This is a genomic window from Actinomycetospora soli, from assembly GCF_021026295.1.
GTDB lineage: Bacteria > Actinomycetota > Actinomycetes > Mycobacteriales > Pseudonocardiaceae > Actinomycetospora > Actinomycetospora soli.
Map to the genome: position 1 here is coordinate 95,297 of NZ_JAJNDA010000002.1, position 22,324 is coordinate 117,620.

Below are 22,324 nucleotides of genomic sequence, written 5' to 3' on the forward strand. Positions count from 1 at the left end.
TACGGGTGATCGATGTGCGAGGGGCGCGCGAACGGGTATGCCCAGGCCCATGACCGAGCCACAGGACGACACCGTCCGCAGCCTGATCGCCCAGGCTCGCGAGGAGATCCTCGACGACCTGTCCGACTCCGACGACAAGCGCGCCCAGGAAGCCGCCGAATGACCTAGTTTCCGGCGGGTGAACGCACCGACCGGACCCGTCGCGCCCGCCGTCCCCTCGACGATCCGGACCGCCGTCCTGCTCTGGACCGTCGCGCTCGCGCTCTACCTGGTGGGGCAGGTCCTGGCGGTGCTCCTCCCACCCACCGCCGAGGACTACGCCGCCTATTTCCGCAGCCTCGACCTCCCCGCCGACCCGCAGTTCCTCGCCACCGTCGAGGACGCGTCCGGAACGGCCTCGGTGGTCGGGCTCGCCGTCACCGTGGTCGTCGTGGCGCTCTTCGCCTGGGTCGGGCTCAAGGTCCGCGCCGGGGCCCACCGGGCCCGCACCGCCACCGCCATCCTCGCCGCGCTCGGCGCCCTCGGCGCGCTCGCCACCGGGGGCACCGCCCTGGTCAGCCCCGTGCCCGCGGCGGCCGGGGGCTTCGGGACGGTCCTGCAGGTCGTCTCCGGCCTCGTCCTGATCGCCTACCTCGTGTTCCTGTTCCGGCGGCCGTCGAGCGAGTACTTCGCGGCCCGACGGTGACGGAGATCGATCCGCGCTGACGGTGTCGGGGTGGGCGTGTAGAACGGCGGTCGTGGAGAACGCGGAACGACCCTGGGGCTTCGCGACGCGCGCGGTCCACGCCGGCGCGGTGCCCGACTCGGCCGTCGGCGCCCGGGCGGTCCCGATCTACCAGTCGACGAGCTTCGTCTTCGAGGACACCGCGGACGCGGCGAACCTCTTCGCGCTGCAGAAGTACGGCAACATCTACAGCCGCATCGCGAACCCGACGGTCGCGGCGTTCGAGGAGCGGATCGCGAGCCTCGAGGGCGCCCTCGGGGCCGTCGCCACGGCGTCCGGGCAGGCCGCCGAGTTCCTCACCTTCGCGTGTCTGGCCGGCGCGGGCGACCACGTGGTCAGCGCCGCCAGCCTCTACGGCGGGACCGTGACCCAGCTCGACGTCACGCTGCGCCGCTTCGGGGTGGACACCACCTTCGTCCCGGGCGACGACCCGGAGGCCTTCCGCGCCGCGATCCGCCCGGAGACGCGGTTCGTGTTCGCCGAGATGGTCACCAACCCCTCCGGCGAGGTCACCGACGTCGAGGCGCTCGCCGCCATCGCGCACGAGGCGAGGATCCCGCTGATCATCGACGCCACCACGGCCACCCCCTACCTGTGCCGGCCGATGGAGCACGGCGCGGACATCGTCATCCACTCCGCGACGAAGTTCCTCGGCGGGCACGGCACCACCCTCGGCGGCGTCGTCTGCGAGTCGGGCCGGTTCGACTGGGGCAACGGCAACTTCCCGCAGATGACCGAGTCGATCCCGTCCTACGGCGGGCTCTCCTGGTGGGGCAACTTCCAGGAGTACGGGTTCCTGACGAAGCTGCGGTCCGAGCAGCTGCGCGACATCGGCGCCTCGCTGTCCCCGCACTCCGCGTTCCTGCTCCTGCAGGGCGTGGAGACGCTGCCGCAGCGCATGGCCGCGCACGTCGCCAACGCCCGGCGCGTCGCGGAGTGGCTCGAGGCGGACGACCGGGTCGACTGGGTCCGCTACTCCGGCCTGCCCAGCCACCCCCACTACGAGCGCGCCCGCCACTACCTGCCGCAGGGCCCGGGCGCGGTGTTCGCGTTCGGCGTGCGGGGCGGCCGCGAGGCCGGTCGGCGGTTCATCGAGTCGGTGCAGCTGTGCAGCCACCTCGCCAACATCGGTGACGCCCGCACGCTGGTGCTCCACCCCGCGTCCACCACCCACCAGCAGCTCTCCGAGGACCAGCTGCGCGAGGGCGGCGTGCGGCCCGACCTGATCCGCATCAGCGTCGGCATCGAGGACGTCGACGACATCCTCTGGGACCTCGACCAGGCCCTCACCGCAGCCACCGAGGAGGCATCGTGAGCTGGGACGGCCCCACCGCACTCGACCGGCAGCAGATCCTGCGCGACACGAGGACGGTCGCGATGGTCGGCGCCTCGGCGAACCCGGCCCGCGCGTCGAACTTCGTCGCGACCTACCTGCTCTCCAGCACCGGCTTCGACGTCTACTTCGTCAACCCGAACGCCAGCGAGATCCTGGGGAAACCCGTGTACCCGTCCCTGGCCGAGCTGCCCGTCGTCCCCGATCTCGTCGACGTGTTCCGTCGCCCCGAGGACCTCGGCGGGGTGCTCGACGAGACGATCGCGGCCGGCGCGAGGACCTTCTGGCTGCAGTTCGGACTCTACGACGAGGCGCTCGCCCACCGCGGCGAGGAGGCCGGGCTCACCGTGGTGATGGACCGCTGCCTCAAGGTCGAGCACGCCCGCTTCCACGGCGGCCTGCACCTCGCCGGGTTCAACACCGGCGTCATCAGCGCGAAGCGGCGCTAGCCGCGGGAGCGGCGGAGTGCGTCACCGGTGGCGCACTCCGCCGCACCCGCGTCGACGTCCTAGTGGGCGCGGGTGCGCGCCGCGGGCAGGAACGCCCACACCGCGACGGCCACGGCACCGATGGTGAGGACCATCGCGCCGGGCACGTGGATGTAGAGGGTGCGCCCGCCGCCGAAGTACGCCTGCACGAAGGTCAGCACGAACACCACGAGGGCCGTGACGGCCGGCCACAGCGCCGCACCGCGCAGCCGCCAGAGGGCGAAGGCGGCGATCATCGCGATCCCGGAGAGGACGTGCAGGACGATCGCGCCCGCGGAGTGCAGGCCCTCGAACGACTCGGCCACCGTGCTGCCCCGCGTCACCAGCTCACCCGCCGTGACGAACTGCCAGAGGAGGCTCACGACGGTGAGGACGGCGAAGACCCGGAACGTCGTGAGGATCGGGTCGGACGTGCGCTGCGCGGGCAGGGTGCCCGTGGTGTGGGCCATGGTGGTCCCCCTCGTGATCGATGGGATCGCGTACCCGGGGATCACGGACGCGAACACTTGAAAGGACAATATGGGACGCGACGTGCTCGGACGGTATGAGTTCGGTGAGAGCGGGATCGTCCTCCGCCGCGCCGTGGCCGACGACGTCCCGGCCCTCGCGGCCCTGTTCGGTGCGGACCCGGTGTCCGCGGCGCGCGGCGACTCCGGCGAGGGCGACCTCACCGACTACGAGCAGGCGTTCGAGGCGGTCGACGCCGACCCCCGGCACCTGCTGGTCGTCGCGACCGAGGGCGACGGCGGGCCGGTCGTCGGCACCCTGCAGCTCTCCGCCCTGCCGGGCCTCGCCCGCCGCGGCGCGTGGCGCGGGCAGATCGAGGCGGTGCACGTGGCGGCCTCGCAGCGGGGCCGCGGCGTCGGCGCCTGGATGATCGGCTGGGCCGTGGACGAGTCCCGCCGACGCGGCTGCGAGCTCGTGCAGCTCACGAGCGCCGTCGAGCGCACCGACGCGCACCGGTTCTACGAGCGGCTCGGCTTCACGGCGAGCCACGTGGGGTTCAAGCGGGCGTTGTGACACCCGTCGTCGGGAAAGCACTCGCGCGGCGGAGGATGATGGAGAGTCGGCAGAACCGATCGACCCCGGGACCGGAGTGACCACAGCGACCACCGCCGACGCCGAGACCTCCGAGCTGCAGCGCCGTGTCCGCGCGCTCGGCGGCGCCGACGCCCACCGGCTCTCCCGTCGGCTCGACGGCGCGCGGCGGATCGACGACGAGGACAAGCGCGCCGGCACGATCGGGAAGATCGCGACCGACGTCGAGCGCGCCGAGCAGCGCCTGGAACGACGGCGGGCCTCGGTCCCGGTCGTCTCCTACCCCGAGCAGCTGCCGATCTCGGCGCGGGTCGACGACATCAGGGAGGCCCTGGAGCACCACCAGGTCGTCGTGGTGGCGGGCGAGACCGGGTCGGGCAAGACGACGCAGCTGCCGAAGATCGCGCTCGAGCTCGGCCGCGGGGTCACCGGCACGATCGGCCACACGCAGCCGCGGCGGATCGCGGCGCGGACGGTGTCCGAGCGGGTCGCGGAGGAGCTGGGCACCACCGACTCCGACGTCGTCGGCTACCAGGTGCGCTTCACCAGCCGGGCGAGCGAGGACACGCTGGTCAAGCTGATGACCGACGGCATCCTGCTCGCCGAGATCCAGCAGGACCGGCTGCTGCGCCGCTACGACACGCTCATCATCGACGAGGCGCACGAGCGCAGCCTCAACATCGACTTCCTGCTCGGCTACCTCGCCCAGCTGCTGCCGCGCCGCCCCGACCTCAAGGTCATCATCACCTCGGCGACGATCGACCCGGAGCGGTTCTCCGCGCACTTCGGCGACGCCCCGATCATCGAGGTCTCCGGGCGCACGTTCCCGGTCGAGATCCGCTACGAGCCGCTGGTCGACCCCGACGAGCCCGGCGCCGAGGAGCGCGACCAGCTCGACGGCATCCTCGACGCGGTCACCGAGCTGCGCCGCGAGGGCCCGGGCGACGTCCTCGTCTTCCTCGCCGGGGAGCGGGAGATCCGCGACACCGCGGACGCGCTGAACGCGCTGCCGGACTCCCCGACCGACCCGCTCGACGTCCTGCCGCTCTACGCCCGGCTCTCGGCCGCCGAGCAGCACCGGGTCTTCGAGCCGAGCCGCGGCGGGAAGCGCCGCATCGTGCTCGCCACCAACGTCGCCGAGACGTCGCTGACGGTGCCCGGCATCCGCTATGTCATCGACCCGGGCTACGCCCGCATCTCTCGCTACAGCCAGCGCACGAAGGTGCAGCGACTGCCGATCGAGAAGATCTCGCAGGCGTCGGCGACCCAGCGGGCCGGACGCTGCGGCCGCGTCGCCGACGGCATCTGCATCCGGCTCTACGCCGAGGACGACTTCGACGCGCGGCCGGAGTTCACCGACCCCGAGATCCAGCGCACCAACCTGGCCTCGGTCATCCTGCAGATGGCGGGTGCCAAGCTCGGGCCCGTCGAGGAGTTCCCGTTCGTCGATCCGCCGGAGACCCGCGCGGTCCGCGACGGCGTCCGGCTGCTCACCGAGCTCGGCGCGATCGTCGACGGCGACGCGACGCGGCTGACCGACGTCGGGCGCTCGCTCGCCCGCCTCCCGGTCGACCCCCGGATCGCACGGATGATCCTGGCCGCCGACCAGCTCGGCTGCCTGCACGAGGTCACCGTCATCGCCGCCGGGCTCTCCGCCCAGGACCCGCGGGAACGGCCGACCGAGAAGACCGCCGAGGCCGACGCCGCGCACGCCCGCTTCGCCGACCCGCGCTCGGACTTCCTGTCCTGGCTGCACCTGTGGGAGCACGTCCGCACGCAGCGCCGGGAGCTCACCGGCAACCGGTTCCGCAAGCAGTGCGCGGCGGAGTACCTGAACTTCCTGCGCATCCGCGAGTGGCAGGACCTCGCGGCGCAGCTGCGCCAGCTCGGCGACGAGCTCGGGCTCACCCGCAACCAGCCGGCCGAGGAGATCACGAAGGACCTGGCCGACCGCGTCCACCAGGCCCTGCTCACCGGCCTGCTCTCCCAGCTCGGGCTCGCCCTCGAGCCGCCGAAGCCCAAGCAGGGGCAGCCGCGGCCCAAGCGCCGTCCGATCACGGAGTTCGAGGGCAGCCGGGGCGCCCGGTTCGCGCTCTGGCCCGGATCGTCGCTCGCCAAGCGGCCGCCGACGTTCGTCATGGCCGCCGAGCTCGTCGAGACCTCCCGGCTCTGGGCCCGCACCGTCGCGGGCATCGACCCGCGGTGGGCCGAGGAGGCCGCGGGCGACCTCGTCACCCGCTCCTACTCCGAGCCGCGCTGGTCCAAGCGGCGCGGCTCCGCCGTCGCCACCGAGCGCGTCACGCTGTTCGGTGTCCCCCTCGCGATGGACCGCAGCGTCGACCTCGGCCGCATCGACCCCGAGCTCTCCCGCGAGCTCTTCATCCGCCACGCCCTCGTCGAGGGCGACTGGACCACCCGCCACGAGTTCGTGCGCCGCAACGCCGCCGAGCTGGAGCGGGTCGCGGAGATGGAGCGTCGCGCCCGCCGCGAGCTGCTCGTCGACGAGGAGACGATCCACCGCTTCTACGACGAGCGCGTGCCGGCCTCCGTGGTCTCGGTGCGGCACTTCGACCGCTGGTGGCAGAAGGAGTCGCGCCGGAACCCGCGGCTGCTCGACCTCGACCCCGCCGCACTGCTCGCCCACGAGGCCCCCGACGCCGGGTCGTTCCCCGACGCCTGGCAGGCCGGTGGGCTCACGCTCCCGCTGTCCTACGCCTTCGAGCCGGGCACCGACAGCGACGGCGTCACGGTCACCGTGCCGCTGGCCGTGCTCGGGCAGGTGCGCGCGGAGGATCTCGCCTGGCAGGTGCCGGGCCTGCGCGAGGAGATGCTGACGTCCCTGATCCGCACGCTGCCGAAGCCGCTGCGGCGCTCCCTGGTCCCCGCGCCCGACACCGCCCGCGCCCTGCTCGCGCGCCTGGCCGCCGATCGGCGGCCCGCGGAGGGCGAGTCGCTGCTGCGCGCGCTGACCGAGGCCGTCAGACGGCTCTCCGGCGTCGACGTCCCGACCGACGCGTGGAACGTGTCCGGCCTGCCGTCGCACCTGCGCCTCACCTTCCGGGTCGTGCGCGACGACGGGTCCGAGGTCGCCTCGGGCGGCGACCTCGGGGCCCTGCGGCGCCGCTACGCGCAGGAGACGAAGGCCGCCGTCGCGAAGGTGGCCGACGGCCTGGAACGGCGCGGGCTGACGTCGTTCGCCGAGATCGGGGACCTGCCGCGGACCCGCGAGCAGTCCCGCGCCGGCGGCACCGTGACCGCGCACCTCGCGCTGGTCGACGAGGGCTCGACCGTGGGTGTCGGCGTGTTCGACTCGGCGCTCGAGGCCCGGGACGCGATGCGGGCGGGCACCCGGCGGCTGCTGCTGCGTTCGGTCCCGTCCCCGGCGCGGTCGCTGGTCCGCTCGCTGGACAACCGCGCCACGCTCCGGCTGAAGAGCGCGATGGCCGAGTCCGAGTACCGCGACGTGGCCGACCTCGCCGACGACTGCGTCGCGGCCGCCGTCGACGGGCTCGTCGTCGCCCTCAAGGGCCCGGTGTGGACCGCCGACGCGTTCGAGAAGCTCCGCGGCGACGTGGCGGCCCGGCTCCCGGCGGGCGCCGCCGAGGTGCTCACCCGCGCCGAGACCGTCCTCGCCGAGGCCGGCGCGGTGCGCGGCGCGCTCGACCGGCTGCGGTCACGCCCCGGCAGCGGGCTGCTCGACCCGGCCCTCGAGGACGTCCGCGACCAGCTGTCGACGCTGGTCGGGGGACGCTTCGTCACGCGCTGGGGCGTGGTCCGACTGCCCGACGTGGCCCGGTGGCTGCGCGCTGCGGCGAAGCGCCTCGACAAGCTCGCCGAGGCCCCGCGTCGCGACGCCGAGCTGATGGCCGAGGTGCACGCGGTCGAGACGACCTACCGCACCCGTCGTCGGGCCGCCGCGCAGGAGCCCCGCACGTTCGACCGCGACGGGTGGGACGCGGTCGGCGTCATGCTCCAGGAGCTCCGGGTCAGCAAGTTCGCCCAGGAGGTCGGGACGGCCGGCTCGGTCTCCGAGCAGCGCATCGCGAAGGCGATGGCGGCCCTGACGTGAGGCCGACGGGTCAGGGGCGGTCGGCGTCCGGGTCGACCCGACCCTGCCGCATCGCCCAGACCACGAGCCCGGTCGGCACGACGACGAGCAGCGCCACCGCCGCGACGGCGAGGACGTAGGCCGACGGGAGCACGAGCGGGGCGGCGGCGACGGCCGTGACCCCGACGAGCGCCAGCGTCCGCGCCCGCCGCGGCCGGCGGTTCTCCCGGGGGACGCCACCGGCGAGCGACTCGGCGAAGCGGGCGTCGGTGCGGTGCTCGTGGTCGGAGATCGAGGCGAGGACGGCCTGTTCCTCACCGGTGAGCGGCGCGGGGTCGGACGGGGTGTGCATGTCGCGCTCCGGGACGTCGTTGTCCACTGATCGTCACACTGTGCCCGCCCGACGGCCGTCACACAACGGGCGCGAGCTCCACCGCCGCGCGGAACGATCCGTCCATGTGGAACGGCACCGACTCGTGCCGGTGCACCACCAGCCAGCGGCCTCCGACGCGCCGCAGCCCGATCGTCGACCGGAACCACAGCGTGAACTCCCCGCCCTTGTCGCCGGTCATCGACGTCAGGGCGTGGACGAAGGCGACGTCGCCGTCCGCGTGGACCACCGGGTCGTGGTGGGCGAGGACGGGCGGGGCGGCGAAGGAGGCGATCCACGCGGCCAGCTCGGCGACGCCGGTGTGCGCGACGAGCGGCGGGGCGAGGTCGTACACGACGTCGTCGGACGCGGTGTGGGCGAGGGCCCGTCCGGCGTCGCCGGCGGCGATCGCGTCGTGGGCCTCGGACAGGGCGGCGAGAATCTCGTGGGTGCTCATGTCCGGCTGTCGAGACCGCGGGCCCCGTCTCGACAGTCCGGCGGAAGACAGCCCGAGCCGGGAGGACCCGTCGTCGTGAAGTTCATGATCCTGCTGCACTCGAACCCGCACTTCGCGCAGCGCTGGGAGTCGCTGACGCCCGAGCAGCGCGCCCGCTTCGGGGTCGACCACCTGGCGCTCGCGCGCGACCTCGCCGACTCGGGCGAGCTCGTCGCCTCCGAGGGACTCGCCGACCCGGCGCTCGCCCGGTGGGTGTCGACGGCCGAGGGTCGGGCGGTGGTCGCCGACGCCCCGTTCGCGGAGACGAAGGAGCACCTCGCCGGCTTCTACCTGGTGGACGTGGCGGACGCCGCGCGCGCCGAGGAGATCGCGGCGCGGGTGCCGGACGCCGTGTGGGGGCTGGTGGAGGTCCGGCCCGTGCTGGACATGTCCGGCGGGGACCTGTGATCGACGTCCTGCGCGAGTCCGCCCCGGTCGCGCTGGGCGTGCTGGTGCGTCGGCACCGCGACTTCGACGCCTGCGAGGACGCCCTGCAGGAGGCGCTGCTCGCCGCCTCCCGCACCTGGGCGGAGGAGGGGCTGCCCGACAACCCGACGGGCTGGCTGGTCACCACCGCCACCCGGCGGCTGGTGGAGGCCCACCGGCGGGACGCGGCGCGGCGTCGCCGGGAGGAGCACGACGCCCGGCGCGGGCCGGACCCGACCGATCCGCCCGACCCGGTGGACCCGGCCGACGACACGCTGACCCTCCTGCTGCTGTGCTGCCATCCCGCGCTGCGCGTGCCGAGCCAGGTCGCGCTGACGCTGCGGGCGGTCGGCGGCCTGACGACCGCGGAGATCGCACGGGGGCTGCTGCTGCCCGAACCGACGGTCGCGCAGCGGATCAGCCGCGCCAAGGCGAAGCTGACCGAGGTCGGGCGGACCTTCGCCGCCCCCGACGCCGCGCAGCGCCGCGAACGGCTGCCCGCAGTGCTCGCCGTCCTGTCCCTCGTCTTCACCGAGGGCCACACCGCCAGCGCGGGCGAGGCGCTGCACCGCACGGACCTGGCCGACGAGGCGATCCGCCTGACCCGGGGGCTGGTCACCGCGCTCGACGGCGTCCCGGAGCGCGGGGAGGCGGCCGGGCTGCTGGCCCTGATGCTGCTCACCGACGCGCGACGGGCCGCCCGGACCCGGGCCGACGGCGGGCTCGTCCCGCTCGCCGACCAGGACCGCACCCGCTGGGACGCCACCGCGATCGCCGAGGGCACCGCGCTGGTCACCGCAGTGCTGCGCGAGGGGGTCCCGGGGCCGTACACCGTCCAGGCGGCGATCGCCGCCGTGCACGCCGAGGCCGGGCGCGCGGAGGACACCGACTGGCCGCAGGTGCTCGCGCTCTACGACACCCTGGTCGGGCTGTGGCCGGACCCGATGGCGCGGCTCGGCCGGCTGGTGGCCCTCGGCGAGGTGCACGGACCGGTGGCGGCGTTGACGGAGCTCGACGCGCTCGACCTCACGGAGCTGCGCGGCCACCACCGGGTGCCCGCGGTCCGGGCGCACCTCGCGGAGGCGGCGGGCCGTCCGCGGGAGGCGGTGGCGGCGTACCGGGAGGCGGCCCGGCGCACGGCCTCCGGCCCGGAGCGGGCCTACCTGCTCGACCGCGCCTCGCGCCTCGACCCCCTCGCGTGACCGCGCGGCAGAATGACCTCATGGCCGACGGGGTGCGCGCGTCCGACGCCGAACGGAACCTGACCGTGGAACGGCTGGACCGGGCGATGGAGAACGGGCGGCTCAGCCTCGCCGAGTACGACGAACGGGTCGCCGCGGCGTACGCCGCGACGACCCGTGGTGAGCTCACCGAGCTGACGAGGGACCTCCCCGGTCACCTCTGGTGAGTGACCTCCGGGGGCGTCAGCGCCGCCCGGGTGATCTCCGCCAGCTCCTCGTCGGTGTGGCTCGCGGCCGGCGCCGGCGTGGTCCCCGCCGACCCGCCCGCACCGCGCTCCAGGAACCGCAGCAGCTCCACCGGCAGGGGCATGACCAGCGTCGAGTTCTTGTCCGACGCCACGTCGGTCACCGTCTGCAGGAGCCGCAGCTGGAGCGCCCCCGGTGCCGAGCTCATCCGCTCCGAGGCCTGCGTGAGCTTCTCCGAAGCCTCCAGCTCACCCTCGGCGCTGATCACGCGGGCACGACGGTCACGCTCGGCCTCCGCCTGCCGGGACATCGACCGGCGCATCCCCTCGGGCAGGGCGATGTCCTTGATCTCGACCCGGTCGATGCTCACGCCCCAGTCCTCGGTGGGCGCGTCGATCACGGCGCGGAGCTCGGCGTTGATCTGCTCGCGGTCGGCGAGCAGCGTGTCGAGGTCGGCCCGGCCGATCACCGACCGCATCGAGGTCTGGGCGACCTGCGAGGTGGCCCGCAGGTAGTCGTCGACGTTGACCACGGCGCGCACCGGGTCGGTCACCTTGAAGTAGACGACCGCGTCGACCCCGATGGTCACGTTGTCGCGGGTGATCGCGTTCTGGGACGGCACGTCGAGCACGGTGGTCTGCACCGGCACCTTCGTCATCCGGTCGACGAACGGGACGATCACCCGCAGCCCGGGCTCGCGGACTGTGGGCAGCAGACGCCCGAAGCGCAGCACCACGCCGCGCTGGTACTGCTGCACGGAGTGCACGGCGGCGCCACCGGTCGTCAGCACGACCAGTGCCACCACCACCAACAGGACGACCAGGAGTTCCATGGACGTCTCCTCTCCTCGAGCCGCCGGTGGACACCCGACGGCGAAGTCTCGCGCCGGTGCCGCTACGGGCGGTCGGGGTCGGGCCGCGGCGCCGGCGGCTCCAGGCCGCCGTCGCGCAGGGCCTTCACGACGAGGTACGTGGGGCCGACCACGAGCGCGACGGTGAGCAGCAGGGCCACCGTCCACGCGAGCGGGAGCACCAGGGCCACGATCACGCCGACCACCGCGAGCTGCACGACGACGTCCCGCCGCCGGCCCCGGGCCACCGTCGCGTCGACCGCGCCGGCCCGGGACTCCTCGGCGGTCCCCTCCGCGGGCGCGGACCGGACCGGCGCGTTCATGCGGAGCACGTAGCCCGGGTCGGCGGCGTTCTCGTGGGCCGCGAGCTCGTCGAGGACCCGCTGCTGGGACTCGGACAGGCCCGTCGGCTCGGGCGTGGGTGCTGCGGCGCTCACGGGAACCTCCCCGGGGTCGGACGGCGACACCACCCACGATCCGGACGAAACCGACATACAGGCTGGTCACAGCCTGACAATCGCCTGAGAATCGCGGCCGCGGCCCCGAGGATCAGCGCCGCGGCATGATCACCCACAGCGCGATGTAGATGAGGACCTGCGGCCCCGGGAGCAGGCAGGACAGCACGAACAGCAGGCGGACGAGGTTCGCGGAGACGCCGAAGCGGGCCGCGAGGCCGGCGCACACCCCGCCGATCCAGGCGCCCTCGCGGGGACGGGTCATGACGGCCATGGTGGTTCCTCTCGCTCGGTGTCGGGTTCGGACCCCACGCTCGTCCAACGTGCGGGACACCGCCTGGGTGCCCGACCCCGGGATCGCTCGGGGTCACCCCTGAGACACGTCCTGTCCCGAACTGAGACAGGCGGGTCACCGCGTCCTCCCTAGGGTCGGGTCCTGTGAGCGAGGACACGTCGGGTGCGCGGTCGTTGAAGACGGCGGCGATGGTCCTGCGGGCGCTGCGCCTGCTCGGGGACCATCCCGGGGGACTCTCCGCGGCCGAGATCGGGGAGCGGCTCGGGAAGAGTCCTGCCACCGCGCGCTACATGGTGAACACGCTGTGCGAGGCCGGCTTCGCCCGCCGCGACGAGGCGGGCCGCTGCGTCCTGGGGACGGCACCGCCCTGGGGTCCGTGGGGCGCGGGCGACGCCGCCGCGGGGGCCGGGGCCGACGGCGGCCCCGCCGGCCCCGGGGACCTCGGCCCGGGCGACCCCGCCCCCGGTGCCGTGCTCGCCGAGGCGGTCACCGAGCTCTACCGCCGCACGCGCCAGCGCGCCTACCTCGTCCGCCGGACCGGCACCCTCGTGGCCAGCGTGTCCGACGTCCGCGGGCACCAGGGCCTCGCACGGCTGCCCGGGCTCGACACCCACGTGCCGCCGGAGCGGGCGCACGGGCTCGCCTTCACCAAGGTGCTCCTCGCCGCCTCGCCCACCTACCGCGACGCCGTCACCGCCGAGCCGCTCGCCGCGCTCACCCCGGCCACCGTCACCTGCCCGGTCCGCCTGGGCGCGGAGCTCGAGGTCGTGGCGCGGCAGGGCTGGGCCCGCGACGAGGAGGAGTACGCGCGCGGGTTCGGTACGCTCGCGGCGCCGATCACCTCGCCGTCGGGGACCTCCACGGTGGCACTCGGGCTGTCCTGCTCCTCGCGCCGGCTCGCGGCCCACGCCGAGGAGCTGCTGGCGGACGTCGTCACGGTCGCGCGGGACGCGGCGCGCCAGTGGGCCGCGGGCACCGAGCGCGACGACGAGCCGGAACCGGGTCCCGGACCGAGCCACGCCCGCCGTCGGGCCCGGACGGTCCGTCGTCGGGCGGGCCGCGGGCTCAGCGCCCGACGTCGATGATGCCGAAGGCCCGCAGCCGACGGTAGAGGGTGGCGCGGCCCATCCCGAGGGCCGCGGCCGCCTGCACGCGGTTGCCGCGCGCCTCGATCAGCGCGGCCACGATGAGGTCCCGCTCGGCGGTCTCGAGCGGGGTCAGGCGGCGCCGGGTGCCGTGCACGGCGACCTCCGCCGGGAGGTCGCCCGCCTCGATGTCGCCCGCGGGCCGCACCGCGAGGGCCCGGCGCAGCACGTCGGAGAGCTGCGCGACGTTGCCCGGCCACCGCGCCCCGCCGAGCAGCGCGAGCGCCTCGGGGGTGCAGCGCACGCGCCGACCGGGGGCGAGCCGCGCCAGCAGGGAGTCCACCAGCGGCGCGACGTCCTCCGGGCGCCGCCGCAGCGGCTCGACGACCACCGACCCCTCGAAGGCGCCGAGCACGGCGTGCACCGGCCGCCCGGTGGGCACGGCGTCGCCGGTCACCAGGCCGACCACCCACACCTCGGACGGGGCCTCGGCGAGGAGCTCGGCCAGGGCGTCCGCCCCGTTCTCGTCGAGGCTCTGCGTGCGCCGGACCACCACGGTCGCGGGTTCGCCGAGGTCGTCGGTGACGGCCGCGAGGTCCTCGGCCGCGTCGACGCCGTCGCCCTCGACGACGACGAGCCGCGCCGCCGGCCGGATCTCACGGTGGGCGGCCCGCACCGCGGCGAGCTTCCCCACCCCGGTCTCGCCGAGGACGAGCGTGCTGCGCAGCGCGATCGCGGCGGTCCGCAGCGCGGCGCTGGTCGAGCGCCAGGACCGGGTCGTGCCGGCGAGCCCGGCGAGCGGACGTTCACGGTGCCCGACCGGTCCCGGCAGGGTGGAGGTGGTCGCCGTGCGCGGGAGGGTCCCCGCGCCCGCGGTCGCGAGGCGCAGCGTGCTCCGGCTGCGCACCACCTCGACCACCACGCCCGCGGGCCGCTCGGCCGGCGCGGGGGTGAGCAGCAGACGGACGGGGCCGTCGTCGAGCAGGGCCCGCTCCTCGCTCGGCCCGGCCCGGCGGTACTCCGCGGCGAACCGGGCGATGAGGTCCCGGTCGGCCGCGGTGAGCGTGTCGTCGGCGGCCCGGTTGGCGAGGACGAAGTCGTCCGCGAGCGCGATGACCGGGCCGCGGACGCGGGCGCAGGCCGCGCGGAAGGCCGCCATCACCGCGCGCGACCCGGCGCCACCGCGCTCGCGCAGGACCTCCTCGATGTCCCGCGCCGCCTGCTGGGCGAGGAAGCGCATGAGGTCGTTCGCCTCGGCGGCCAGGCAGGTGACGTCGAGGATGCCCGCGAGCCCGCCGCCGGGGCGGTGCACGGGCGCGCCCGCGCAGGCGAAGGCCCGCAACCGGTCGGTGAAGTGCTCCGCGCCGATCACCATGGCCGGGCTGTTGCCCTCGAGCGCGGTGCCGACGCCGTTGGTGCCCGCGAACTCCTCGGCGTAGCTGAAGCCCGGGGCGAGCGAGATCGCGTCGAGACGGCGCTGCAGTTCGCCCTCGCCGACGCGGCGGTCGAGCACGTGCCCGTCCGCGTCGGAGAGCACCACGGCGACCGACATCCCGGAGAGCCGCTCGGCGAGGTCGTCGAGGACGGGGCGGGCGCAGTGGACGAGGCTGCCGTCGAAGTCCAGGTCGGGCTCGAAGGGCAGCGACAGCTCCTCGGCGTCGACCCCGGCCCGCAGGGACCGCTCCCAGGACCGGACGATCTCCGGCCGGACCCCCGTGTCGAGGGCGCCGTCCCCGCCCAGGAACCGCTCGCGGGCACGGTCCAGGTGGGCACCACCGTGCTCGCTCATGGGCCACCTCGCCACCGCGCTGCCGGGCGCCGGCGCCCGGCCGCCGACGTTGGATGCGCAACCGGCGATGCTAGAGGTGATCCGGCCCACGGTGAACAATCCCGGCGTCTCGATCCGAGACACCCGCCGTTCACCCGGCGAAGGTGTCCACGATCAGCACGACGTTGAGCGTGATCACCACGGCGCTGATGGCGCCGAGCACCGCCTGCATCCCCCGGCCGATCGCCTCGTCGCCGAGCAGCCGCCGGTCGCGGGCCACCCGCAGCAACGCGTACAGCGCGAACGGGATCCCGAAGCAGAGCACGACCTGGCTGCCGACCAGGGCCGCCGTCGGGCTGACCCCGACCGCGAGCAGGACGAGCGCGGGCAGCATCGTCACGAACCGGCGCACCACCAGCGGCAGCCGGACGTCGACGAAGCCCTCCATGACGACCTGGCCGGAGTAGGTGCCGACGGCCGCGGACGAGAGCCCGCTGGCCAGCAGGGTGGCCGCGAACGCGAGCGCGACGGCGCCGCCCGCGAGCTGACCGAGCCCGGCGTGCGCGGCCTCGAGGCCGTCGACGCCGGGGGCCGCGGGCGTCCCGCTGAAGACGCCGGCGGCGATGAGCAGCATCGACAGGTTCACCAGGCTCGCCACCGACAGGGCCGCGATCACCTCGGTGCGCTGGAACCCGAGCAGCCGCGCCCGCCCCGCCCGACCGGTCCCGCGCACCCGGCCGGCGGTGAGCGCGGAGTGGGCGTAGATCGCGTGCGGCATCACGGTGGCGCCGACGATCCCGACGGCGAGCACCAGCTGGGTGGAGTCGGCGAAGCCCGGCACCATGCCGGCCGCGAGCCCGCCGGGGTCCACCCCGACCGAGAACAGCTGGAACGCGACCCCGACGACGATGAACGCCAGGAAGGCGATGATCCCCACCTCGAACGGGCGGTGGCCGCGTCGTTGGAGGGCGAGGACCGCGAACGAGATGACCGCGGTGATGATCCCGGACTCGAGCAGCCCGAGCCCGAACAGCAGCTGCAGGCCGACCGCGGCGCCCAGGAACTCGGCGACGTCGGTGGCCATCGCGACGATCTCCGCCTGGAGCCACATGAGGATCCGCACGGGGCGGCTCATCGTCTCCTTCGCGGCGCGCGGCACGCTGCGCCCCGAGGCGATCCCGACCTTCGCGGCGACGTACTGCACGGGCATCGCCATCAGCCCGGCCCCGACGACCACCCACGCGAGCGCGTAGCCCGACGTCGCGCCGGCGACCGAGTTGGTCGCGACGTTGCCGGGGTCGACGTAGGCGACCGAGGCGATGAACGCCGGGCCCGCCAGGGCGACCGGGGGGCGACGGAACATCAGCGGTCGCCACCGCCGTCGTCGGAGCGGAAGTCGTCGGGCGTCACCTGGTCGAGGAACGCTCGCATCTCGTCCACCTCCACGCTCTGGGGATGCGGTTGGTCGCCCTGCAGCTCGCGCCAGGACTGGCCGGCCTCCGCCATCACGTGGTCGGCGACCGTGATGGGTAGTGCATCACGGATGGCCACCGCCAGCGCGTCGCTGGGGCGCACCGGCACCGACGTGCCGTCGTCGAGCCGGAGCTCGGCCCGGAACCGGTCGTCGACCAGGTCGGTGATCACCGCGCCGGTGAGGAAGCGGCCGAGGGCCGCCGCGACGTCGACGACCACGTCCTGGGTGAGCCGGCTGTCGTCGTCCCGCGCCGGGTGCGGCCCCGCGGCCATCACCTCGGCCTGCGGACGACGGACCGCCACCACCAGGCAGCGGTCCTCGTCCGCGTCCGCGAGCACGGCCAGCGGTTCCCGGGTCACCCGGTGGACCACCATCGTGACGAGGTGGAGCTCCTCCACGGCTCAGCGCTCGCCGGTCCGGGACGCCCCGTCGCCGGCGTCGCCCGGCCCGACCGGGTCGAACAGCGCCCGGATCTCGGCCAGCTGGTCCTGGATCTGCTCCGCGTCCTGGCCGCGGGCCCACGACGGGTCGCCGGGGGTGATCCCCATCGCCCGCAGCAGCTCCGCGGCCGGTTCGGAGGGATCCCCCACCTCCCCCAGCACCGGGTGCAGGCCCTGCGCCGCGAGGTGGTCGAAGACGAGGTGCACCACCGACCACGGGTTGAACTTCTCGACCGCGTCCGCGCTGCTCACGCCCGACCCCCCTCCTCGTCCTCGGGCCGCGGCGGCGGGGCGCCGTCGCCGGTCACCTCGATCTCGTCGAGGGTCTCCAGCTCCTTCGCCGAGAGGGCCTGGGCCCCCTCGAGGACGGTGGCCTGGTGCTCGGCGATCCGGGCGTCGACGAGCTTCGACAGCGCGAAGGCGAGCGCACCCGTCTGCCGGACGGTCTGCTCGTCGACGAGGTCCTGGCGAGCCGACGTGATGGCCACCCCGGCGGGGACGCCGTCGGCGACCGCGACGCCGACGGTGAAGACCTCGCGCGGGTTCGCGGCCGGGTCGGCATAGTGCTTCTTCAACCGCCGGAGCATGCGGTGCCAGGCGAGCTTCTCGCCCTTGAGCTCGAGCCCCTCGACGTCGTCCTCGGTGAGCCCCATGCCCCGCTCCCCGCCCGCGAAGCAGCGGGAGTAGGAGATCAGGGCAGTGGTCCACAGGGCCTCGACGACCGTCTCGTCGAGCTGCTTGGCCAGACCGGGCCGGAGCTCGGTCACGAGGCGCTCGCAGCAGAGCAGGACGGTCTGCAGGTCGTCGAAGATGGCGGCGAGGTCGGCCAGGGCGGCCGCCGCCGGCGACCCGATCCGGCGGACGGTGCGTGGTGCCACGTCGGTCACGACGCGATCCCTCCTTGACGTCAGTGGTGGTGGAGGAGGACCGGAGGCGTCACAGCCCGTAGCGCACGGCGAGCTGGCCGCGGCAGATGCTGGTGTTGGCGTCCACGCCGACCTGGTAGCTGCGCGCCTTGCGCAGGTGCAGCGGCAGCGCCTCGACGCCGACGGTCGCGCCCGACGGGTCGACCACCAGCGGGTCGCCGTCGCCGGCCGGGATGCCGAGTTCCCGACGGCGGGCGCGGAGGCGCTCGAGATCCGGCGAGGCCGGCGCGTCGGCGAGGGTCATCGCGGCGACCTGCTCCGGGGTCGCGCCGTCCCGCATGAGGGGGCGGACGACGAGGTCGGTGCCGGCCATGAGGGCCCGCTCGGTGAAGGTCCGACGCAGCTCGTGGAGCTCGGCCACGGCCTCGCCGACCTCGCTGCCCGCCATGGAGTGCACGAAGCCGGCCCGGGCGGCGACCCCGGCGTTGATGGCGTCGGCGGCGAAGTGGTCGATGAGCACGACCTCGACGTCGACCAGCCCGTCGACGGTGGACACCGCGTCCCAGGCGTCGGCGACCATGAGGAAGGCGAAGTTCGGCGCGCAGAAGTAGGTGGGCAGGCGGAGCGTCACGTGGGCGACCGGGCCGTTCCCGGCCCCGGTGATCTCGACCGACCCCACGAAGTCCAGCGAGACGACGTCGGCGTCGAGCTCCGGGTCGCGCACGGTGCGCAGCGCCTCCCACACCCGCCCGACGAGCGCGGCGTCGTCGGCACCGCGACCGGACGTCGGGCGGGTGAGGAAGGAGATGCTCATGCCTGGGCCACCTCGCGCTCGTCGACGAGCTGGGCGCCCTCGCCCGCGGACAGCTGCAGCTCGGCCGGCACCTCGATGCCGTAGAGCTTGGCGGCGTTCAGGCCGAGGATCTTCTTCTTGCCGTCCGTGCCGAGGCGCGGGTAGTCGGCGAAGTCCTCGGAGTCCGGGTAGTTCCAGTCGACGAAGCCCTCGACCTGCCACTTCGGCGTCCAGATGTTGTAGTCCGAGCCGAAGGTCATCTTGTCCTCGCCGACCCAGAACAGCAGCTCGCCCATGACCTTGGCGAAGAAGCGCGGGCGGGCGTGCATGAGGCCGCCGATGACCACCGAGAGGCCGGCGTAGACGTTGGGCTCCTGCGTCGCCATGAAGCAGAAGTCCTCGATGCGCGGCAGGCCCACGTGCTCGACGATGAAGTTCAGACCCTGGAAGTCCGTCGCCGCGTGGTCGACGTCCGAGACGTCGAAGGCGTCCTTGTCCAGCGGCCAGATCGTCGGGCCCTTGTGGACGTGGATGTTCTTGACGCCGAGTTCCTGGGCCCGCTCGAGGAAACGGTAGGCCTCGGGGTCGGTCAGCTTGAAGCCGCGCGAGTCGCCGTTCCACTCCGCGGTGTAGAGCTTCGCGCCGATCGCGCCGAACCGCTTCGTGTTCTCCTCGAACTCCCGCATGCCCTTGTCGCCGTCGCGCGGGTCGAAGCGGGTGTTGACGATGAACTTGTCCGGGTGCTTCTCGAACAGCGACCCGTTGCGCTCGGTCGTGTTGAAGCCGTCCTTGTACCACTCGCGCAGGTACGTCGACTGGAAGATCGCCTTGTCGACGTGGCCCTCGTCGAACACCTCGCGCATCAGCTGGTCCTCGGAGACCCGCTGGAACTCCTCGATCGGCTGGTGCGTCTCGGCCGGGCCGAGGCCCTGGTAGGCGTGGAAGCACTCGATCCAGCCCTTGGCGTACTGCTCCGCACCCTCCACCCAGTTCTCGGGTGACGCGTCCCAGTAGTGCATGTGGGAGTCGACGACGAAGTACTTCTCGCCATTCTTCTCGTACATGGAATCCCTCTCCGCAGTTCGTGGTGGTTGTTGTTGCGGCTGTTCAGGGCACGAGGATCGCCCGGCCGCGGACCTTGCCCGCGTCGAGGTCGTGCAGGGCGTCCAGCGCCTGGTCGAGGCGGTACTGGACGGTGTGGAGGGTGACCTTCCCGGCCTGCGCGAGGACCATCAGTTCCGCGAGGTCGTTGTAGGTCCCGACGATGTTGCCGATGACGTTCTTCTCGCCGGCGACGAAGTCGAGGGTGGGGGCGGTGAACTGGCCGCCGTAGCCCAGGACGAAGCAGTAGCCGGCCGGCCCGGTCATGGCCCAGGCGTCGATCTCGGCGCCCTGCTCGGCGACGAAGTCGAAGACCACGGTGGCCCCGCCACCGGTCAGGTCCTGCACCGCGGCGACATGGTCGCCGTCCGCGACGACGGTCTCCTCGGCGCCGATCTTCTTCGCCAGCTCGAGCGCCGCGGGGTTGCGGTCCACCGCGATGATCTTCGTGGCGGTCAGGGCGGCCAGGGCCTGCACCGCGATGTGCCCGAGGCCGCCGACGCCCTGCACCACCGCGGTGGTGCCCGGGTACAGGAAGGGCACCGACTTGCGCACCGCGTGGTAGGCCGTGATGCCGGCGTCGGCCAGCGCCGCCACGTCGGCCGGGTTGGTGTCCGGGTTCAGCTTCACGCAGGCCCGCGCGGTGGTCCGCAGGTACTCCGCCATCCCGCCGTCGTTGTTCGACAGCCCGGGGAAGAAGGCGTCCCCGGTGCACTGCATGTCCCGGCCGGCCCGGCACGCGAGGCACAGCCCGCACGAGGGCTGCGGGTGCAGGATGACGGTGTCGCCGACCTTGACGTTGGTGACCGCGTCCCCGATCTCGTGCACCCACCCGGCGTTCTCGTGGCCGATCACGTAGGGCAGGTCGGGGTTCTGGATGTCCTTCCAGTCCCCGTTGACGATGTGCAGGTCGGTACGGCAGACCCCGGCACCGCCGATCTTGACGATGACGTCGAGCGGGCCCTGGAGCTTGGGCTCGGCGATGTCGTCGATCGACGGGTCCTGCTGGTACTGGTGGACGCGGACGGCCTTCACGGGTGCTGCTCCTTCGACTCGTCGTGTTCTCTGCTCAGCCCACCGAGGGGCCGAGGCCCAGCGACTGGGGCGTGCTGGAGTCCGGCGAGGGCTGCGGGATGCCTTCGTCGAGGGGTCCGTACTCGGTCATGAGCGCCTTGTTCCAGGGCGTCTGCTCCTCGGCCACGAGCGAGTTCGTGGTGAGGATGAGACCGGCGACGGACGCGCCGTTCTGCAGCGCGGAGCGCACCACCCGCAACGGGTCGATGACGCCGAGCTCGACCATGTTCCCGAAGCGGCCCTCGAGGGCGTCGAAACCCTCGTCGACGCCCATGTCGCGCACCTGCTTGACGACGTCGTGGCCGTCGTAGCCGGCGTTCGTCGCGATGAGGTACGCGGGCTCGGACAGCGCGGCCCGGACGATGTCCCGGCCCGTCCGATAGTCGCCGTTGACCTCGACGCCGTCGAGCACGCCCTCGGCGTGCAGCAGTGCGGCGCCGCCGCCGGCCACGATGCCCTCGGCCATCGCGGCCCGGGTGGCCTGCAGGGAGTCGTCGACGCGGTGGCGGATCTCCTTGAGCTCGGCGTTGGTCGGGGCTCCGACCTGCAGGATCGCCGCCTTGCCCGAGAGCCGCGCGATGCGCTCGTTGAAGAAGTCCTCGTCGGTGCCGATCGTGCTCCGGTCGCGCTCGTGGGTGAGCTGCGAGACGCGGAGCTCGCGGGCGGCCTGGTCGCCCTTCCCGCCGATGATGGCGGTCTGGTCGCTCGTGGCGCGGACCTGCGTGGCGCGGCCGAGGTGCTCGACGCCCATCTGCTCCAGCGCGAACGCCGACGCCTTCGAGTGCACCTTGCCCCCGCACAGCGAGGCCATGTCCTCGAGCAGGTGGATGCGCTTCTCGCCGAAGCCGGGCGCCTGGATGCAGGTGACCTTGAGGTGCCCGTTGACGTGGTTGTGCACGAGCATCTGGAGGGCGGAGCCCTCGACCTTCTCGGCGATGATCACCAGCGGCCGCGGGTCGCGCATGATGCGCTCCAGCACCGGCATGATCGACCGGACGTCGGAGATCTTCTCCGCGCTGAAGAGCAGGTACGGGTCGTCGAGGACCGCGAGCATGGAGCCGGGGTCGGTGACGAGGTAGGGCGAGACGTAGCCGTTCTCGAACTCGAAGTCCTCGACGAAGTCGACCCGCAGGCCGTGCACCGGGCCGTCGTCGACGGTGATGACGCCGTCGTCGCCGACGGTGTGCAGGGTCTGGGCCACGACGCGGCCGATCGACTCGTCGTCGTTGGCGGAGATCGAGGCGACCCGGGAGAGCGACTCGACGTCGTCCACCGGGTGGGCCACCGTCGCCAGGTGGTCGACGATCTTCTGCACCGCGATGTCGACACCGCGCTTGACCAGCACCGGGTTGCCGCCCTGGCCGATGGCCTTCAGGCCCTCGCGGACGATCGCCTGGGCGATCACGGTCGCGGTGGTGGTGCCGTCGCCGACCACGTCGTTGGTCTTGACCGCGGCTTCCTTGAGCACCTGGGCGCCCATGTTCTCGAACTGGTCGCGCAGGAAGATCTCGCGGGCGATCGTGACGCCGTCGTTGGTCACCTCGGGCGTGCCGGTGATCTTCTCCAGGATGACGTTGCGGCCCTTCGGTCCCAGCGTCGACTTGACGGCTTCGGCGAGCTGGTCCACTCCCGCCTGCAGGGCCTGACGAGCGTCGGCTCCGAATCGCAGTTCCTTGGCCATGGCCTGTCTTCTCCTTGTGTGCCGTCGGCGGGGGCGAGAGGGGGGAAGAGAATGTCGGGACCGCCGCCCGGTGACTCCCGCGACGAATGTCG

General features: G+C 73.6%; 24 protein-coding genes. 9 read left to right on the top strand and 15 right to left on the bottom strand.

The features are described 5' to 3' along the window. The first annotated feature begins 178 nt into the window (after nucleotides 1–178). The 3 genes from LN037_RS03010 to LN037_RS03020 are packed head-to-tail and all read left to right on the top strand — an operon-like array spanning nucleotide 179 to nucleotide 2,506. Entirely contained in the window at nucleotides 179–685 is a 507-nt protein-coding gene (locus LN037_RS03010) for a hypothetical protein (protein ID WP_230749689.1), read from the top strand. Between the two features lie 52 nt (nucleotides 686–737). Continuing rightward, nucleotides 738–2,039, top strand: coding sequence for an O-acetylhomoserine aminocarboxypropyltransferase/cysteine synthase family protein (locus tag LN037_RS03015; protein ID WP_230749691.1), 1,302 nt, complete (start codon nucleotides 738–740; stop codon nucleotides 2,037–2,039). After that, complete coding sequence (locus tag LN037_RS03020) at nucleotides 2,036–2,506, top strand: CoA-binding protein (protein WP_230749693.1); 471 nt, start codon at nucleotides 2,036–2,038, stop codon at nucleotides 2,504–2,506. The genes LN037_RS03015 and LN037_RS03020 overlap by 4 nt, the downstream gene beginning before the upstream one ends. 59 nt (nucleotides 2,507–2,565) lie before the next feature. Here the strand turns inward: LN037_RS03020 and LN037_RS03025 are convergent, their stop codons facing one another. Further along, a complete protein-coding gene (locus LN037_RS03025) occupies nucleotides 2,566–2,994 on the bottom strand; it encodes a hypothetical protein (RefSeq protein WP_230749695.1) in 429 nt (142 codons plus the stop codon). Nucleotides 2,995–3,109: 115 nt separating this feature from the next. On the opposite strand from LN037_RS03025, the gene LN037_RS03030 reads away from it, so the two are divergent. Further along, nucleotides 3,110–3,565, top strand: a complete 456-nt coding sequence (locus LN037_RS03030) for a GNAT family N-acetyltransferase (protein WP_230750382.1) — start codon at nucleotides 3,110–3,112, stop codon at nucleotides 3,563–3,565. A 76-nt stretch (nucleotides 3,566–3,641) separates the two neighbouring features. After that, nucleotides 3,642–7,652 carry an ATP-dependent RNA helicase HrpA gene (gene hrpA / locus LN037_RS03035; protein ID WP_230749697.1) on the top strand — a complete coding sequence of 1,337 codons (4,011 nt, stop codon included), beginning with the start codon at nucleotides 3,642–3,644 and terminating at the stop codon, nucleotides 7,650–7,652. 10 nt (nucleotides 7,653–7,662) lie between these two features. On the opposite strand, the gene LN037_RS03040 is transcribed toward hrpA, so the two are convergent. Further along, nucleotides 7,663–8,010 carry a DUF3040 domain-containing protein gene (locus tag LN037_RS03040; RefSeq protein ID WP_230749699.1) on the bottom strand — a complete coding sequence of 116 codons (348 nt, stop codon included), beginning with the start codon at nucleotides 8,008–8,010 and terminating at the stop codon, nucleotides 7,663–7,665. A gap of 31 nt (nucleotides 8,011–8,041) precedes the next feature. Next, nucleotides 8,042–8,458: a YybH family protein gene (locus tag LN037_RS03045; RefSeq protein ID WP_230749701.1), complete on the bottom strand. Its 417-nt coding sequence runs from the start codon at nucleotides 8,456–8,458 to the stop codon at nucleotides 8,042–8,044. Between the two features lie 84 nt (nucleotides 8,459–8,542). Between LN037_RS03045 and LN037_RS03050 the strand changes: the two genes are divergently transcribed. Genes LN037_RS03050 through LN037_RS03060 form a run of 3 tightly spaced genes read left to right on the top strand, consistent with a single transcriptional unit; the run spans nucleotide 8,543 to nucleotide 10,331 of the window. Then, nucleotides 8,543–8,905, top strand: coding sequence for a YciI family protein (locus LN037_RS03050; protein ID WP_230750384.1), 363 nt, complete (start codon nucleotides 8,543–8,545; stop codon nucleotides 8,903–8,905). Next, on the top strand, nucleotides 8,902–10,125 hold the full coding sequence (locus LN037_RS03055) for an RNA polymerase sigma factor (RefSeq protein ID WP_230749703.1): 1,224 nt from the start codon (nucleotides 8,902–8,904) through the stop codon (nucleotides 10,123–10,125). The genes LN037_RS03050 and LN037_RS03055 overlap by 4 nt, the downstream gene beginning before the upstream one ends. 20 nt (nucleotides 10,126–10,145) lie before the next feature. After that, complete coding sequence (locus LN037_RS03060; RefSeq protein WP_230749705.1) at nucleotides 10,146–10,331, top strand: DUF1707 SHOCT-like domain-containing protein; 186 nt, start codon at nucleotides 10,146–10,148, stop codon at nucleotides 10,329–10,331. On the opposite strand, the gene LN037_RS03065 is transcribed toward LN037_RS03060, so the two are convergent. From LN037_RS03065 to LN037_RS03075, 3 genes are all read right to left on the bottom strand, one after another. Next, nucleotides 10,319–11,182, bottom strand: a complete 864-nt coding sequence (locus LN037_RS03065) for a slipin family protein (protein WP_230749707.1) — start codon at nucleotides 11,180–11,182, stop codon at nucleotides 10,319–10,321. The genes LN037_RS03060 and LN037_RS03065 overlap by 13 nt on opposite strands. Nucleotides 11,183–11,244: 62 nt before the next feature. Continuing rightward, entirely contained in the window at nucleotides 11,245–11,637 is a 393-nt protein-coding gene (locus LN037_RS03070) for a hypothetical protein (protein ID WP_230749708.1), read from the bottom strand. A 112-nt stretch (nucleotides 11,638–11,749) separates the two neighbouring features. Then, entirely contained in the window at nucleotides 11,750–11,929 is a 180-nt protein-coding gene (locus LN037_RS03075) for a PspC domain-containing protein (protein ID WP_230749710.1), read from the bottom strand. A 164-nt stretch (nucleotides 11,930–12,093) separates the two neighbouring features. Here LN037_RS03075 and LN037_RS03080 point away from each other — a divergent pair, with 164 nt between their 5' ends. Next, complete coding sequence (locus tag LN037_RS03080) at nucleotides 12,094–13,035, top strand: IclR family transcriptional regulator domain-containing protein (protein ID WP_230749712.1); 942 nt, start codon at nucleotides 12,094–12,096, stop codon at nucleotides 13,033–13,035. Here LN037_RS03080 and LN037_RS03085 read toward each other — a convergent pair. The 9 genes from LN037_RS03085 to groL all read right to left on the bottom strand — a co-directional run bounded on the left by LN037_RS03085 (nucleotide 13,016) and on the right by groL (nucleotide 22,232). After that, a complete protein-coding gene (locus tag LN037_RS03085) occupies nucleotides 13,016–14,824 on the bottom strand; it encodes a sigma-54-dependent Fis family transcriptional regulator (RefSeq protein WP_230749714.1) in 1,809 nt (602 codons plus the stop codon). The genes LN037_RS03080 and LN037_RS03085 overlap by 20 nt on opposite strands. Nucleotides 14,825–14,954: 130 nt before the next feature. Continuing rightward, the gene (locus LN037_RS03090; RefSeq protein WP_230749716.1) at nucleotides 14,955–16,166 is read right to left on the bottom strand and encodes an Nramp family divalent metal transporter; all 1,212 of its coding nucleotides are present in this window, start codon (nucleotides 16,164–16,166) and stop codon (nucleotides 14,955–14,957) included. Beyond that, nucleotides 16,166–16,675: a bifunctional nuclease family protein gene (locus tag LN037_RS03095; RefSeq protein WP_230749718.1), complete on the bottom strand. Its 510-nt coding sequence runs from the start codon at nucleotides 16,673–16,675 to the stop codon at nucleotides 16,166–16,168. The genes LN037_RS03090 and LN037_RS03095 overlap by 1 nt, the downstream gene beginning before the upstream one ends. Nucleotides 16,676–16,678: 3 nt before the next feature. Next, nucleotides 16,679–16,969 (bottom strand): hypothetical protein, encoded by a 291-nt coding sequence (locus LN037_RS03100; protein ID WP_230749720.1) that lies wholly within the window; start codon nucleotides 16,967–16,969, stop codon nucleotides 16,679–16,681. Next, nucleotides 16,966–17,604 (bottom strand): hypothetical protein, encoded by a 639-nt coding sequence (locus LN037_RS03105; RefSeq protein ID WP_230749722.1) that lies wholly within the window; start codon nucleotides 17,602–17,604, stop codon nucleotides 16,966–16,968. The genes LN037_RS03100 and LN037_RS03105 overlap by 4 nt, the downstream gene beginning before the upstream one ends. A gap of 49 nt (nucleotides 17,605–17,653) precedes the next feature. After that, complete coding sequence (locus LN037_RS03110) at nucleotides 17,654–18,397, bottom strand: metal-sulfur cluster assembly factor (protein ID WP_230749724.1); 744 nt, start codon at nucleotides 18,395–18,397, stop codon at nucleotides 17,654–17,656. Continuing rightward, nucleotides 18,394–19,440, bottom strand: a complete 1,047-nt coding sequence (locus LN037_RS03115) for an amidohydrolase family protein (protein ID WP_230749726.1) — start codon at nucleotides 19,438–19,440, stop codon at nucleotides 18,394–18,396. Before LN037_RS03115 ends, LN037_RS03110 begins: the two co-directional genes overlap by 4 nt. A 43-nt stretch (nucleotides 19,441–19,483) precedes the next feature. Then, on the bottom strand, nucleotides 19,484–20,512 hold the full coding sequence (locus LN037_RS03120) for an NAD(P)-dependent alcohol dehydrogenase (RefSeq protein WP_230749728.1): 1,029 nt from the start codon (nucleotides 20,510–20,512) through the stop codon (nucleotides 19,484–19,486). 34 nt (nucleotides 20,513–20,546) lie between these two features. Next, nucleotides 20,547–22,232: a chaperonin GroEL gene (groL, locus tag LN037_RS03125; protein WP_230749730.1), complete on the bottom strand. Its 1,686-nt coding sequence runs from the start codon at nucleotides 22,230–22,232 to the stop codon at nucleotides 20,547–20,549. Nucleotides 22,233–22,324: the final 92 nt, after the last annotated feature.